Source organism: Fluctibacter corallii (assembly GCF_025751585.1).
GTDB classification, from domain to species: Bacteria; Pseudomonadota; Gammaproteobacteria; order Enterobacterales; family Alteromonadaceae; genus Fluctibacter_A; species Fluctibacter_A corallii.
In genome coordinates, this window is record NZ_JAOWKX010000005.1 from 55,342 (window position 1) to 69,619 (window position 14,278).

The window sequence follows — 14,278 nt, forward strand, 5'->3', positions numbered from 1 at the left end:
ATGATGGATTACCAATTTATAAGAAATGACCAAGAGCTAGAACAGTTTAGCAATGAGGCGGCAAAAGCCGACGCGGTTGCAATAGACACTGAGTTTGTTCGCACTCGTACTCTCTATCCTCGGCTTGGGCTAATACAGGTATTCGATGGCAAGAGGCTTGTGCTGATAGACCCGCTTGAAATATCTGATTGGTCGGCTTTTAATGCATTGCTGACAAATTCAAGTGTTATCAAAATTCTGCATTCTTGTTCCGAAGATTTGGAAACTTTTTGGCACAATTTGGGTGTCGTGCCTTCGCCTATTTTTGACACCCAATTCGCTGCGTGCTTGTTGAATATGGGCGCAACATTAGGATATGCCAATTTGGTAGAGTTAACGCTTGGGGTGCAATTAGATAAGGGGGAATCTCGTACCGACTGGTTGGCAAGACCGTTAAGTGCTCAGCAATGTCAGTATGCTGCAAACGATGTGTTGTATTTGTATCAGCTTTTCCCAGATATTTATCAGAAAATTAAAGACATAAACCGATTGGAATGGATTTTTAATGAAATGGAAGCATTAAGTCTTAAAAAGACGAGCCAGCTTCCTACGCAACTCGCTTACCTGTCGATTAAAAATAACTGGCAGTTGCACGGTCGGAGCCTGTACATCTTGCAACAGCTAGCGAAATGGCGTGTTGAGAAGGCCATGAAAAAAGATATGGCACTGAACTTCGTCGTTAAAGAACAAAACTTAGTTGAAATTGCCAAACGCCAGCCGACCCATAAAGGTGCGTTGTTTAAACTTCAGGGAATTGCGCCACAAGAGGCGCGCGTTCATGGTGATGAAATCGTTAATATTATTAATGAGGCTAAAGACGTACCGCCTGAAATGTACCCGCCAGCAATCGAGCGCTTAATAGAATATCCAGGGTTTAAGAAGATCGTATCGTCAATTCGCCAGTTATGTCAGGAGCAGGCTGATGCATTGAATATTCCTGTTGAGATTTTAGGCTCAAAGAAGCAAATCCATCAGGTGTTAAAATGGGCATGGTTTGAACAGGACGAAACACGCGAATTAGGGGTAAGACCAGATTTACTCAGTGGGTGGCGGCAACCTTTGTTACAATCTGGCATTGAGTCAATTCTTGGAAAGAGTATAAAAGAGTAAATTATGTTGTACGCAGTCTACAAAAGTAGTCGCAAAGACGAAACATATCTGTACTTGGCTAAAAAAGATGATTTTTCTTCGGTGCCAGAGCCTCTTCTGGCTACCTTCGGTAAGCCGATTTTTGTTATGTTACTTCCACTTATGAAAGTCGATAAACTTGCACAAGTTGATAAGCAAAAGTTGATTGATGAAGTACAAGAAAAAGGGTTTTATTTACAAATTCCGCCGCCGAAAGAAAATCTATTAAAAGCACACCTAAGTGCACAGAATAGCGAAAAGTAACCTTCATGAAATTATTTGTAATAATCGGGCTGCTTATGGGCAGCGTGTTGACGTTTTCTGCGCAGGCTGAATTTTCGGATTACATTGAGTCTATTAAAAATGAGGCGCAAGAACAGGGTTTTGATAGGCCGTTTCTTGACGCAGCATTTGCTGACGTGAAGTATATAGAGCGGGCTGTCAAAGCAGACAAAAACCAACCAGAACGTAAAATTACACTCGATTCTTACTTAGCTTCACGTGTCCCGCAATGGAAAGTGAATCAAGCCATAGATAAATACAAGCAACATGAAGCGTTGTTGCAGCGTGTAGGGCAGCACTATGGCGTACAACCTCGTTTTATCGTCGCATTGTGGGGTAACGAAAGTAACTTTGGGCGTATTCAGGGGAAATTTCCACTACTGTCTTCTCTCTCAACGTTAGCTTTCGATGGACGCCGTGAGGCCTTTTTCAAAAAGCAATTGTTTGCTGCGTTAACGATTTTAAAGCAAGGCCATATTACACAAGATAAATTGTTGGGGTCGTGGGCAGGAGCAATGGGGCAAAGCCAGTTTATGCCAACGTCTTTTTTGCATTATGCGCAAGATTTTGATGGTGACGGTAAAAAAGACATTTGGTCAAACGAGGCTGACGTCTTTGCCTCTATCGCTAATTTTTTGAAAAATGAAGGATGGGATGATACGCGTACGTGGGGTCGCCAAGTAAGGCTGCCGGACCAGTTCGACACCGCTTTGATAGGTTTAGGTAAAGAAAAGGCCAAGTCATTGTCTCAATGGCAGATGTTAGGTGTACGTAGATATTCAGGTGAATTGCTACCTTCTGTTGATATTCAAGCGCATATCATTGCCCCAGATGGCAAAAAAGGACGCATCTATCTAGTTTACAATAACTTTCAGACATTGATGCGCTGGAATCGATCGTCGTATTTCGGTGTATCTGTGAGTTACCTATCGGAAAAAATTAAGGAAGGCATATGAGGCAGCACCGTCTTCACGGCAACAATGAAACGCAGACATTTCCCATAGGAAAAGTCGTGTGTGTCGGACGCAATTATGTCGAACATGTAAATGAATTAAATAATGCTATGCCTGATGAGGCTGTGCTATTTATTAAGCCTTCTACCGCTGTGTGTTCGTTGAATTCCGCAATCGTGTTACCTGAGGGAAAAGGGGGTTGCCATTATGAGGCGGAGCTAGCCTTACTTATCGGTAAACCATTGAAAAATGCCTCTCACAATCAAGTTGAGGTAGCGGTTGCTGGCATTGGGTTAGCTTTAGATTTAACCCTACGTGATAAACAGTCAGAGCTCAAAGCAAAGGGGTTACCTTGGGAAAGAGCAAAAGCGTTTGATAACAGTTGTCCTGTTAGTGACTTTTATCCACTAACACAACCGCTTGACCGAGCGTTTTGTTATCAATTCAGCATTAACGGTGAACTTAGACAATCCGCTGATTCATCTCATATGATTTGGGGAATGATTGACTTGGTTACTGAGATTAGCCATCAATTCACGCTAGAACCCGGTGATGTGGTGATAACGGGTACGCCAAAAGGTGTGGGGCAGTTGCATAAAGGTGATAAACTTAGTTTATCTCTTGAATCATATTTTCAGTTAAACACGCAGGTTAGTGTATGAGCGAAAAGCAAGCACCCTTTTGGGAAACGAAAACATTAGAAGAAATGTCTGATAAAGAGTGGGAAGCGATTTGTGACGGCTGTGCAAAATGCTGTCTGCATAAATTTATAGACGATGAAACAGTTGACGAACTTGCGCCCACAGCAGTGATCTTCGAAGGGGAGCAAGTCCATTATACCAATATCGTGTGTTCGTTACTCGATACTAAGGCATGCTCGTGCACGCGCTATGAAGAGAGAACCAAGCTTGTACCTGATTGCGTTAAATTAACTAAAGATAATTTGGGCGATATTTTTTACATGCCATCGAGTTGCAGTTACCGACGCCTTCACGAAGGTCGGGGTTTACCCTCATGGCACCCTTTACTCAATAAGGGCAAAAAATCCAAAATGCATCAGCTAGGCATGTCTGTCAGAAACAAAGTGGTGTACGATCACGACGTAGAGTTAGATGCTTTTGAAGACTATATCGCGCTTTGGCCGCTAGAGGACATCGATTAGTCGTCCTGTTTTGGCTATGTTTCCCTAGAGAGTCTTAATAAAACTAAACAGGCTTCGAGATAACGTTTGAAGCCGATTAGTCTGTGGGATCTGGCACATCATGAGTTGTAATGTTTCGCTTTTCCCGTTGTTTTCTTAGCCATTCTGGCTCTTCTGCATCAGGTAATTCATTTTGCTGATTGTTATCAGGGTTGATGAAAAAAGCCAATTTAGTCATTAAAGGAAAGTGATCTGAGCCTATATTAGATAGGCGCTTTACTTGTTTTATCTTGAAGTGCTGGCTGTGAAAAAGGTGATCAAGCGGCCAGCGAGCAAACCAATGATTTGCGTGAAAGGTATTAAACATGCCTCGGCCTACACGCGGATCGAGTAAACGGCTTATTTGTCTAAATAGTCGTGTTGATTTAGACCAAGCAACATCATTTAAATCGCCCGTGACAATAATAGGAGAGTCATCGTCTTTTAACTGTTTCGCTAATAAAATTAGTTCTATGTCTCGTTCGGTTGACTCATCGTTTTCTGTGGGGCTTGGAGGAGCGGGGTGCATACAATGTAATTGCAGTAGCACGCCTGAAGGTAGAGCGACACTCGTATGAATCGAAGGGACATCATCCTCCACTAAAAATTTCAATGATGCATTGTTAAGAGGCAACTTCGAGTACAGATGCATACCATAGAGGTTATCAAGTGGGCATTTCACTGAGTAAGGATAATCATCTTCTATGCAGTGTAAATACTTTTCCCATTTTTTATCGGTTTCAAGTGTCACCAGAATATCAGGTCGATAATGAGCAATGTGAGACAGTAAAGGTTTAGGGTCGCTATTTGTCATTAATACATTCGCGGTAATGATGGTAATTTCAGCATCAGGGGTATCCGTGTCGGACAGCGCGTTAACCTCAGGCTTAGCAATTAAGGTGTAGGGTAAAATCCAAGAGAGTTGATAAGCAATGCAAACAACGTGTATACCAAGTAGTAGCCAAGTATCTTGGTGTAAAAGAGGCAAGGTGAAAAGCGATACCAGTAAAATAATAAAAGACAGCGCGGCAAATTGAACACGAGGAAAATCGAACGCGCGTATCCACCACACCTGCTTATTAAATAAGGGCAGTACCGTTGCCATTAGCACAAAAAGCGTTGCTACACTGAGAACAATAAACATAACATCCTGATTTTATTTCGTTATGTGGTCAATAATAGAGTACAGAAGATAAATTTGATATGGGTTTTGATGTGGATGAGGATGTTTTAATACAACCACGACACGTTTTGAATTTTAGTAAACAAGCGATAAACTGTGTTTTTGTAGGCTACCCAGTGGGTAGCCTCTGATTCTTTAGTGGATGGTGTAGCACGTCATTTGTGCACTAAGATCTTGCCCAGATCCTGTGTAAGTAGTTTTACACGTGACAGAAATTGAAAACGAAAAAGCGTTTAATGCATCTTGAATGGACCTTTCATGCGCGTAATCTGGTGAACCTGGATTTGATATAGGATATTTTACAGCCCAGCCGCCATCTATATTATAGAACGTCACATCGCTAATTGTTTGGCAGTAATTTTGAACCGGTCGACACATAAGAATCGGTTTTTCGTTTATACCAGCTACGATTGTAAATGGTGACTCTTTCAATGCTTTATCGGCTAATGCAGTTGCGACGGCATCAACCGCTCGACTTCCAACTGCAGACGCTGCGCTCTCTACAACTTTATTAAGGATAGACGAGGGATTATTATCTTTGACTTTTACCCGTTGCTTGCCTGACGTGTTCACTTTATCTGTGTCGTGATTGCCTAGCGAGCCAAAGCAGTCATTACCGCAATCATCCATCCATAAGTAGACATAATTTTGCCCTGATAGCGTAGACTGAACGTATTGCCGAAAAATACTGTATCCGCGCTCATTAGATACGTTATGAAAAATGTAGTGAGGGTTTTCACTGCCGCCGCTCACGTCAACTCTGATTTCTTCGCCCCATTGTGTTTGAAAATAAAATGTTTTAACCGTAGCTGAAGCATGAAATGGGGCCAAAAATATAAAGAACAAAAAATAACAAAGAGTGTACCGAGACATAAATCATCCTTATTTTGATAAAAATTAAATAGCTATTCCATCCATGGTGGAGTAAATAGTTTTGGTTAATAAAATGACCGCGTCAAGTGCAGAAAAGGGAAGAATCCAGTAAACGCTATGCCTCTCCCGTTCCTATGTTCCATTCACGCATCAACGCCGCCAACTGTAAATCGTCTAATCGTTCACTGTTCGATAAGGTTTGATATATCGCTTTTTGATCATTGACGTGCTTATGTTGGCCCAACTTAAACTTACCTTCCACCGAGGTGACATGAAGCTTCATTGATACTATCGCCGTATCTAGCTTATCCATGTAAGCTTCGTCGTATATGTCTTCTTGCGCAGTGAAATGAGGCTCGTAGGCTGCCAGTATTTCTCTAGAGAAAGCCTTATTAAACGAAGGTGGTAATACCTCTACTTTTGCATAGACGTGTACAGCCGCGTAATTCCAAGTGGGTACAGCGGGCTTTGACTCGTACCACTGGCCAGAAATATAGGTGTGAGGACCCGCAAAGATAACCAGCACCTCTTTCCCATCGAGTTCCCGATGATGAGGATTCGCTTTTGCCATATGCGTGTGAAGAACAGCAACACTGTCACGTCGATGAAGAATCATTGGAATATGAGTACATTGTAGCGGGTCTGCGCTAATCATTTGTGCAAATGGGAAGGCTTCAACGAAATCCCAGCTCTGAGATTCTGTAAGAGCCAGCTTTTTGGGTGTATACATCCTTATACCCTTTTTAACTTCAATAACCGAGAAAAGAGTACCACGACAAAAGTTAAGCTGTATAGAGAGAAGATCACGATCATCCACATAGGCATGCTCAAACCTAAAAATGCCCAATCGATGTTTCCACAGTCACCTGTTGCGGCAAACAGACCTGGGAGCCACTCGTGCAAGGCTAAAAACTCCGGAAAATTCGGCACGAATTCACAACTAGCAAAAAATGGATTGGCAGCAGTTTGAATCTCGACATGCTCTATTGCAATCAGCAATCCCCATATTGCAGAAATGCCCCATCCAATAAATGCCAATGTGCGTGTTAATCCGTGTTGATACAAAAGCGGAAGCAACGCGCTTAAACAAATACCAAATGTAGCGGTGCGCTGGTAAATGCACTTAATACAAGGTTCTAAGCCCATTCCATATTGAAAATAAAGCGCAGTAAGAATGAGTGCCAGTGCGCTGGCAAAAAGTAGTAGCCATGCAGATTTTTTGTCAGCTAAGTGGGCGAGGGTGTTCATAATTTATTCTTTTCGTTGTCATTTTTACTATGGCAATCATTATATTCAGACCAATAAAAAAAGCACCGTTGAAGCGGTGCTTTTTCGTATTTTTGCGTTTAATTTATAGAAAATTAATGACTCGCGTCTTCTACGCCAAGGCCTGTATGATGGCTGATCCAATGCATCTCATAGAGTAAATCGGTCATGTCATACAGGAACAGGTAGGTTGAGACTAACCCGACAATGGTGAGAACAATCGTGTAGGGCAAAGCCATATACACCATTCTGCCGTAAGACAGTCTAAGTAGCGGTGCAATACCTGATGTTAACAAGAACAAGAACGCGGCCTGGCCATTCGGCGTTGCCACACTCGGTAAGTTTGTTCCGGTATTAATAGCCACAGCTAGCATGTCAAACTGGTCGCGAGTAATTGCGCCATTTTTAAGGGCTGCCGCAACTTCGTTAATGTATACCGTGCCAACGAACACGTTGTCACTCACCATCGACAACACCCCATTGGCAATGTAGAACATGACTAATTGGGTTTTGCCTTCAAAATTCGTAAGTACCGATTCTATAACCGGCACGAACAGCTGTTGATCGATTATTACGGCGACGACGCCGAAGAATACGCACAACAGCGCGGTGAAAGGCAACGCTTCTTCAAATGCCTTACCTAAAGAATGCTCTTCAATTACGCCGCTCATGGTAGTCGCAAGCACGATAATCGACAACCCGATCAAGCCTACTTCTGCAAGGTGCAGTGCAAGACCAATAATTAGCCAAACACCAATCAAGGCCTGTGCGATTAGGCGAGCATTATCGCGTTTAGAGCGAGCTCTATCCATGTGGTTGTTGTAATCAGTTAAAATTTCGCGCACGACATCGGGCAGTTTTGCGCCGTAACCACAAATTTTAACACGCTCAACAAAATAGGTGGTGATTAATCCAGCAAAAAAGACGGGAATCGTGATAGGAGACATGCGCAAGAAAAACTCGACAAAGTCCCAACTGGCTTTTTTCGCAATAACCAAATTCTGTGGCTCTCCCACCATTGTCATCACGCCACCAAGCGCTGTACCAACGGCCGCGTGCATCATTAGGTTACGTAAAAATGCACGGAAATTTTCAAGATCATCTTTGCTTGGATGATGTTCATCATTGGTATGGTCATGATCGTGTTCAAAATCAAACCCAGATGCCACTTTATGGTAGATGGTGTAGAACCCCATGCCAACAGAGATGATAACTGCGATAACAGTCAGCGCATCCAAAAAGGCCGAAAGAAATGCAGATGCTGCAACAAAAGACAGCGACAATGCAGTCTTATTACGGATATTGATGAGTAACTTGGTAAACAAGAACATCAATAAGTCTTTCATAAAATAGATGCCGGCCACCATAAACACCAATAGCAACACCACACTCAAGTTTTCATTGATCTCGTGATACATGTGTTTTGGGGTGGTCATACCGATGGCAATGGCTTCAATAAGAAGCAAACCACCGGGTTGCAATGGGTAGCATTTAAGCGCCATTGCCAGCGTAAATATAAATTCCAATACGAGCACCCAACCAGCAACGTATGGGTTGATCATAAAGATAAGTGGGTTAATGAGTAGAAACGCAATAATTAGCTTTTTATACCAGCTGGGTGCGTGGCCCAAAAAATTCTGATATATCGCTTGTGACATAGAAAGTTGCATCAGAGAGTGTCCTTCAACCTTTATACTATTTATTATGTAGCTCTTTTTTAAGAGTTAAGACAGATAAATGCAAGGTAAATCTGTCAGTTAGCTTGAGTTTGTCGAAATATACAGCGTTTTATCTCCACTTGATGGTCATCAAATCATTTTAATTCCCTAATATATCAAGGGCTTTATACATAGATATTAGCGTTTAATTGACTTTATGCGCTGAAAAGTGATGGTTTATTGCTCAATTTTGGCGGCGGGGAAGGCGAATGGTTACGCTAAGTCTATATTGATCTTATTTTTTATTGACGGAAAAAACAGCGATTGAACTGAAATTGTTGTTTTTACGATCTTTTTATAAATGACAGGGCTTGAAAAACGGCTGAAAGCGGCAATAAACAAGGAATTCGCAGTAAACTTTAGGTTTACCGATGTAAATCATCTGGTACAATCAGTTGAATATATAACAAAAACATAACAATTAGTGAGTGGTTGTATGATCTATAAGGCGCAAAGCCCGGCAGGTTTTGCCGAAGAATATATCGTTGAATCGATCTGGAGTGGACGCTTTCCGCCCGGTACCATTTTGCCAGCGGAGCGTGAGCTGTCAGAATTAATTGGGGTCACTCGTACAACCCTTCGTGAGGTGTTACAAAGATTAGCTAGAGATGGCTGGTTGACCATTCAACATGGTAAACCAACGAAAGTGAATAACTACTGGGAAACATGCGGCCTAAATATTCTAGAAACGTTGGCGCGATTAGATCAAGATGGCATCTCCGAACTTGTTGATCAACTGTTGGCTGCGCGCACTAACCTAAGCGCCGTGTTTATTCGTGGTGCGCTTCGTAACAACGCTCAAGAAGCTATAGCTATTTTATCTCGTGCTGTAGCGTCTGAAGACGGCAAAGGGTTTGCCGACCATGATTACCGCCTTAACCATGATCTTGCGCTCGCATCAGGTAACAAAGTGTTTGTGTTAATGATGAATGGTTTCCGTTCGTTTTATGCGCGTATCGGTGGGTATTATTTCTCGTTTGAGAAATCGAGAGAACTAGCAAAAGATTACTACAAGAAACTCGTTGAATTAGCTGAAACTGGCGAGTACGACCAAGTGCCATTAGTCGTTAGAAAATACGGTATCGAAAGTGGCAAAATTTGGCATGAAATTCGAGAAGAGATGCCAAAAGATCTTGTTGATTAATATGTTATGACTATGCGCCTGAACTTATTTCAGGCGTGAACTATTGATTTATTTCTATCAATCACCTTCATCAGTCCCTCCGCTTTTCACATTCTATAGTCAGTGATTGCAACCTATCTTTTATTTAAATGTTAACTATTGATTACTTTAGTATGTGCTTTCTAATTTTTGAGCATATTCTGACCATAACTGGTACATCGAGGATCAAAATATGACTAAGTTAGACACTATCAAAGGTAAAGTAGGCGAAGCTGAAGATTTTGCTCGCAAAATATGGTTAGCAGGATTGGGTGCTTATGGCAAGAGCTACGACGAAGTACAAAATCGTTATGACAAAATCAGCACAGACACGCAGAAAGTATTTCACGAGCTGGTCGCTAAAGGCGAAAAAATCGAGTCTCAGGCTAAAACGAAAATTAAAGAGCAAACCAATGTAGAGGCTCGCGTAGAAGAGGTTCGACGCAAGCTTGGTCTTGACGACCCAACAACGGAAGATAAAGTTGAAGAGTTGTCTGCAAAAATCGATGCGCTAACGGAAGCTGTAGAAAAATTAGCCGCAAGATAATATTGGTTGAGTAGCTCAGTTGAGTCTGAGCTACATGCTATTTGAGGAGCGTAAAATGACAACTGCAAAAAATGGTAAATCTACAAGTGAAGAAGTGCTTCTTGCTGGCGTAGGCGCGTGTGAGGAAGGGCGAGAGATGGCTGTGAAACAATTTGATAATGCGGTCGAATCGGGCTCTGCCTTGTTTAGTGATCTCGTTCAACGGGGCGAAAAAGTAGAAGATGACATCGTCTCTCGATTTTTTGAAACCACAAAAATTAAAACGCGAGTGCAAAATATGCGTCAGTTTTTTGGGTTAGATAACGCCCGTCGTGAACGCAAAATTGAAGCGCTATCAGATAAGGTGGACAAGCTGATAGAAGCCGTCGCAAAGCTGGCTGAAAAGAAAGTGAAAGAGCAGGAAGAAAAAGAGAAGCTGGCTCGACAAGCGAAAACGGAAGATAAAACAAGTACAACGGCTAAAGCGCCTGCTCGTACAAGCGCCAAATCGACAACGTCTACGGGAAGTACATCGACAAGCCGCTCTGCACCCACCAAAACTTCAGCGAAATCGACGACAAGCAATACGAAATCTAGTTAGCATTCTGTCGTTGTGTACACATGAGATTTGTACAACGTTATCCCGACTTTGAAGCCGGGATTTTTTTGCGGGCTAAACTGAGAAAATCGAATCCCTTTAGGTGCCGAGTGAACTTTCCTTCATAGACTGTCTTATTAAATGGTCGCTTGAGATAATAGTTTGGCTTCTTTAGTTTTGAGAGCAGTTAGGTGCTTGTTAAGGGTTTTGCTGATTCGTGTGTTTCTTTTAATTACATCGATTTGCGGCCAGGTTGCGCGTTCAGCATTATCCATGAGTGTTGTTATCCCCTCAAGCGAAGGATTTGCAAAGATGTGTTTAACGTTGCCTAATCCTCTCTCTGGAAGAATATTGATATCTCCCACATATTGCTGCTCAATGATAGAACGGATTTTGTGTATTCCCAAGCGAGCTGTGCGATTTTTCGTTAGGGTTTCCAGTATATCGAAAGCAAAGATGCTATTACTTTTGGCTAGGCTTCCTAAATGTCGGGTGGTCAATGACCAAATGCCTTTTCTAGGGCTTTTATTGCGAGACAAGAATGGCACCGCGATAGGGTTTGTTTGACTCACAATGCTATGATTCACGCCATACAAGCGTGCCAGCCTTTGAAACGGCATGTCTGCCATTAGAGAGCCATCAACAAATCGGCGGTTGGGAATATATGGGACAATGTCGCCATTTGGAGCTTTGGCTTTTAATTGTACTGCGCTAAATATCAAAGGAATGGCACAAGATGCTCTTACTGCTTGTGTGATGATCGCATTAGGCGATGTTTTGGCATTGAGCAATCGAGAGTGTTGATGGATATCTGCAGGTGACACAGTCACCGTAACATGGCGTCCTGTCTTTTTATATGCTTCTTCAAATGTGGTGAGATCAAATAACTCAATGAGGGCATTCTCTAGCGGAGTGCTATCTAGCAAGCTACGTTTGCCCATACCTTTCCAAATATTCCAATCCCGGAATCTCTCGTAAACATGCTCGGGTTGAAAAAAGGTTTTGAGTTCTTCGTCGGTTCGCGTGCCGATAAGCGAAGCGATGATTGAGCCAGCGCTGGCGCCAGAAATCACATTCGGCAAGAGACTATGCTCTGCTAGCGACTTAACCACGCCCCCATGAAAAAAGCCAAGACCAGCACCGCCACTGAGCATCAAGCAGGTTTGCCCATATGCATGCGTGGTTTCTTCGAAAAAAGACAATTTGTGGTAAAAATCAATCTCTGTTTCGTCAGCATTGAAGATGTTATCTAACGCCGTGCACACTTCAGTAATGAATGACTCTATAAGGACTTTGGTGCCCATTTTGGCCTTTAAATTCATAACCGGATTAGCAATATTGGCAAGATTCCCATGAAGCCCTTCATGAAGAATTGACATTAGGCCCTCGGTGTCACCTTTAGAGCGCGCTATTTGCATTCGATTTAGGCGCTTTCTAATCAAACGGTAATCGTAGTCGTGAGACACATCCTTTGCTTTCCATTCGTCGGCACCTGACAGCCCGTCATGCGCTTGGCACGCTTCAACGTACTCTTCGTAACTGCGTGCATTTGAAATCGCTTTTTCGAGAGAAGCTAACTGTCTTTTTAACATGAGTTACCCGCTGTTCCTGTTAAAGCCCAGTTTGTCACTTAGTAAAACGTGGCCGCATGAATTTGGCTAAACATAATGACTTCAATTTATTCTTATAGTGTTCGGATTAATTAGAAATTGCTACCCAATTTTCTTTTACTTGTTTTTATTCTTGTACGACGCATTGGATGATTATGACCAATTTGATTTTGGTGTTTATCAAGAATGAGCTTAAGGTGAATATTGACGGCAATTAGGGCACCTAACATCTTGCCTTGGTTAAGAAATTTCAAAATTAGATTGACCATTCTAAAATGAGTGGTTAGCCTGAACTTTGCTCAGATAACGCAAAGGTTTTATGCAACCTACATGGACTGGAACACCGAACACCTAATTCTTCTCCTTATCCCAATCATCAGTGCACTAGTGGGGTGGGCGACTAACTACCTTGCAGTGAAAATGATGTTTTACCCGATTTCATTTGTGGGAATAAAGCCTTTTTTTGGGTGGCAGGGCTTGATTCCCATGAAGCGAAAAGAAATGGCTGAAATTGAGGTCGATTTGGTTCTGGGTAAGTTGCTGAGTGTGCAGGAGTTAGCATCACGTCTTGAACCAGATAAGCTCACATTTTCTATTCAGCGTAGGCTGAATCAAGTGATTCGCCGAATCGTGAATGATGTCATGCAAGAGTCGGCTCCCGCTTTATGGGCGTCAATTCCAGTACAAGGAAAAAACCTCGTCTATAAACGTATTGAAGCAGACATGCCGAATGTGGTGCATAAAATGGTGGAAGATTTTAAGCACAACGTTGACGAGATTTTAGATATTAAAGAGCTTGTGGTTAATCACCTCGTTGAGAATCCCGAATTAATCAACGAAATATTTCTCAAATCTGGCGAGAAAGAATTTCCGTTCATTGAGCGCTCTGGCCTGTACTTTGGTTTTTTGTTCGGTATACCCACTATGGTGTTTTGGTACTTTTATCAAGCGTGGTGGATATTACCATTGGGCGGGTTATTAGTCGGTTACCTGACGAATTGGATTGCAATCAAAATTATCTTTGAACCCAAACGCCCAATCAACGTGTTTGGCTTAACCATTCAAGGTATGTTTTTAAAGCGCCAGAAAGAGGTTTCACGAGTATACGCCGACATTGTTGAACGTAAACTCATTAATTCACGCAATATTACTCAAAGCGTTCTCCATGGCTCTGGTTCTGAGCAGCTTCTTGAGCTTATTGAGCTTCATGTCAATGATGCTATCGAGCGCTACGTGGCGATTGCTCAACCTTATTTTGCAATTGGTGTGGGTTCAGAAAAATATTTCAAAATGAAAGAACGCGCCGCCCGAATGATTTTCGATAGCTCTGACAAATATTTGTTATATGCCTACGAATATGCGAATCAGGCACTACAAGTCGGGCATGATTTATGTGAACGATTACAAGCTTTGTCACCAGAGGATTTTGAGAGTGTATTGCGGCCTGCTTACCAGGCTGACGAATGGAAACTAATCGTAGTCGGTGCCATATTAGGTATGCTCGCTGGATTCTGCCAACTTTATATTATGCTGGTTTAGCCTTATTTACCCGTCATCTTGTCTGATTTTTTGCCCTGTGCCCCAAGCAACGAATGGGATATCGGTATACTGATTTAGCGAAAAGCTGATCTATGTCATGTAGGTGTCACACTTTTTGCAATACATTTGCTTTATTATTGAGCAGTTGAACAATAAAAGAGCAAATCTGTACCATAGCTATCTATACATTATAGAATTAGTGTGAAATATTGGGTTAAAAT

At 42.2% G+C, this 14,278-nt stretch carries 15 protein-coding genes; 9 read left to right on the plus strand and 6 right to left on the minus strand.

What is annotated here, in order from left to right; translation table 11 throughout:
• The 5 genes from rnd to OE749_RS10405 are packed head-to-tail and all read left to right on the plus strand — an operon-like array spanning nt 1 to nt 3,564.
• Nucleotides 1-1,149 carry a ribonuclease D gene (rnd, locus tag OE749_RS10385; RefSeq protein ID WP_263712391.1) on the plus strand — a complete coding sequence of 383 codons (1,149 nt, stop codon included), beginning with the start codon at nt 1-3 and terminating at the stop codon, nt 1,147-1,149.
• A gap of 3 nt (nt 1,150-1,152) precedes the next feature.
• Nucleotides 1,153-1,431 carry a YcgL domain-containing protein gene (locus tag OE749_RS10390; protein WP_263712392.1) on the plus strand — a complete coding sequence of 93 codons (279 nt, stop codon included), beginning with the start codon at nt 1,153-1,155 and terminating at the stop codon, nt 1,429-1,431.
• A gap of 5 nt (nt 1,432-1,436) precedes the next feature.
• The gene (locus tag OE749_RS10395) at nt 1,437-2,405 is read left to right on the plus strand and encodes a lytic murein transglycosylase (protein WP_263712393.1); all 969 of its coding nucleotides are present in this window, start codon (nt 1,437-1,439) and stop codon (nt 2,403-2,405) included.
• Entirely contained in the window at nt 2,402-3,064 is a 663-nt protein-coding gene (locus OE749_RS10400; RefSeq protein ID WP_263712394.1) for a fumarylacetoacetate hydrolase family protein, read from the plus strand. The genes OE749_RS10395 and OE749_RS10400 overlap by 4 nt, the downstream gene beginning before the upstream one ends.
• A complete protein-coding gene (locus OE749_RS10405) occupies nt 3,061-3,564 on the plus strand; it encodes a YcgN family cysteine cluster protein (RefSeq protein WP_263712395.1) in 504 nt (167 codons plus the stop codon). Before OE749_RS10400 ends, OE749_RS10405 begins: the two co-directional genes overlap by 4 nt.
• 76 nt (nt 3,565-3,640) lie before the next feature.
• Here the strand turns inward: OE749_RS10405 and OE749_RS10410 are convergent, their stop codons facing one another.
• The 5 genes from OE749_RS10410 to nhaB form a co-directional block, all read right to left on the minus strand.
• Entirely contained in the window at nt 3,641-4,726 is a 1,086-nt protein-coding gene (locus OE749_RS10410; RefSeq protein ID WP_263712396.1) for an endonuclease/exonuclease/phosphatase family protein, read from the minus strand.
• Nucleotides 4,727-4,900: 174 nt separating this feature from the next.
• Complete coding sequence (locus tag OE749_RS10415; protein ID WP_263712397.1) at nt 4,901-5,638, minus strand: hypothetical protein; 738 nt, start codon at nt 5,636-5,638, stop codon at nt 4,901-4,903.
• A gap of 115 nt (nt 5,639-5,753) precedes the next feature.
• Nucleotides 5,754-6,368: an FMN-binding negative transcriptional regulator gene (locus OE749_RS10420; protein ID WP_263712398.1), complete on the minus strand. Its 615-nt coding sequence runs from the start codon at nt 6,366-6,368 to the stop codon at nt 5,754-5,756.
• 2 nt (nt 6,369-6,370) lie between these two features.
• The gene (dsbB, locus tag OE749_RS10425; protein WP_263712399.1) at nt 6,371-6,886 is read right to left on the minus strand and encodes a disulfide bond formation protein DsbB; all 516 of its coding nucleotides are present in this window, start codon (nt 6,884-6,886) and stop codon (nt 6,371-6,373) included.
• A gap of 113 nt (nt 6,887-6,999) precedes the next feature.
• A complete protein-coding gene (gene nhaB / locus OE749_RS10430) occupies nt 7,000-8,574 on the minus strand; it encodes a sodium/proton antiporter NhaB (protein ID WP_263712400.1) in 1,575 nt (524 codons plus the stop codon).
• Nucleotides 8,575-9,058: 484 nt separating this feature from the next.
• Between nhaB and fadR the strand changes: the two genes are divergently transcribed.
• The 3 genes from fadR to OE749_RS10445 all read left to right on the plus strand — a co-directional run bounded on the left by fadR (nt 9,059) and on the right by OE749_RS10445 (nt 10,911).
• On the plus strand, nt 9,059-9,766 hold the full coding sequence (gene fadR, locus OE749_RS10435; RefSeq protein WP_263712401.1) for a fatty acid metabolism transcriptional regulator FadR: 708 nt from the start codon (nt 9,059-9,061) through the stop codon (nt 9,764-9,766).
• A 211-nt stretch (nt 9,767-9,977) separates the two neighbouring features.
• A complete protein-coding gene (locus tag OE749_RS10440) occupies nt 9,978-10,331 on the plus strand; it encodes a phasin family protein (protein ID WP_263712402.1) in 354 nt (117 codons plus the stop codon).
• 55 nt (nt 10,332-10,386) lie between these two features.
• A complete protein-coding gene (locus tag OE749_RS10445; protein WP_263712403.1) occupies nt 10,387-10,911 on the plus strand; it encodes a hypothetical protein in 525 nt (174 codons plus the stop codon).
• Between the two features lie 134 nt (nt 10,912-11,045).
• On the opposite strand, the gene OE749_RS10450 is transcribed toward OE749_RS10445, so the two are convergent.
• Entirely contained in the window at nt 11,046-12,500 is a 1,455-nt protein-coding gene (locus tag OE749_RS10450) for a DUF3336 domain-containing protein (RefSeq protein WP_263712404.1), read from the minus strand.
• A 348-nt stretch (nt 12,501-12,848) separates the two neighbouring features.
• Between OE749_RS10450 and OE749_RS10455 the strand changes: the two genes are divergently transcribed.
• Nucleotides 12,849-14,057 carry a DUF445 domain-containing protein gene (locus tag OE749_RS10455; RefSeq protein ID WP_263712405.1) on the plus strand — a complete coding sequence of 403 codons (1,209 nt, stop codon included), beginning with the start codon at nt 12,849-12,851 and terminating at the stop codon, nt 14,055-14,057.
• Nucleotides 14,058-14,278: the final 221 nt, after the last annotated feature.

Excerpts from the sequence above, each read along its gene's own strand:
- OE749_RS10455 (WP_263712405.1), top strand. The coding sequence starts at position 12,849 with ATGGACTGGAACACCGAACACCTAATTCTTCTCCTTATCCCAATCATC.
- OE749_RS10395 (WP_263712393.1), top strand. The coding sequence starts at position 1,437 with ATGAAATTATTTGTAATAATCGGGCTGCTTATGGGCAGCGTGTTGACG.
- rnd (WP_263712391.1), top strand. The coding sequence starts at position 1 with ATGATGGATTACCAATTTATAAGAAATGACCAAGAGCTAGAACAGTTT.
- OE749_RS10400 (WP_263712394.1), top strand. The coding sequence starts at position 2,402 with ATGAGGCAGCACCGTCTTCACGGCAACAATGAAACGCAGACATTTCCC.
- OE749_RS10445 (WP_263712403.1), top strand. The coding sequence starts at position 10,387 with ATGACAACTGCAAAAAATGGTAAATCTACAAGTGAAGAAGTGCTTCTT.
- fadR (WP_263712401.1), top strand. The coding sequence starts at position 9,059 with ATGATCTATAAGGCGCAAAGCCCGGCAGGTTTTGCCGAAGAATATATC.
- OE749_RS10410 (WP_263712396.1), bottom strand. The coding sequence starts at position 4,726 with ATGTTTATTGTTCTCAGTGTAGCAACGCTTTTTGTGCTAATGGCAACG.
- OE749_RS10390 (WP_263712392.1), top strand. The coding sequence starts at position 1,153 with ATGTTGTACGCAGTCTACAAAAGTAGTCGCAAAGACGAAACATATCTG.
- OE749_RS10405 (WP_263712395.1), top strand. The coding sequence starts at position 3,061 with ATGAGCGAAAAGCAAGCACCCTTTTGGGAAACGAAAACATTAGAAGAA.
- OE749_RS10420 (WP_263712398.1), bottom strand. The coding sequence starts at position 6,368 with ATGTATACACCCAAAAAGCTGGCTCTTACAGAATCTCAGAGCTGGGAT.
- OE749_RS10415 (WP_263712397.1), bottom strand. The coding sequence starts at position 5,638 with ATGTCTCGGTACACTCTTTGTTATTTTTTGTTCTTTATATTTTTGGCC.
- OE749_RS10450 (WP_263712404.1), bottom strand. The coding sequence starts at position 12,500 with ATGTTAAAAAGACAGTTAGCTTCTCTCGAAAAAGCGATTTCAAATGCA.
- dsbB (WP_263712399.1), bottom strand. The coding sequence starts at position 6,886 with ATGAACACCCTCGCCCACTTAGCTGACAAAAAATCTGCATGGCTACTA.
- OE749_RS10440 (WP_263712402.1), top strand. The coding sequence starts at position 9,978 with ATGACTAAGTTAGACACTATCAAAGGTAAAGTAGGCGAAGCTGAAGAT.
- nhaB (WP_263712400.1), bottom strand. The coding sequence starts at position 8,574 with ATGCAACTTTCTATGTCACAAGCGATATATCAGAATTTTTTGGGCCAC.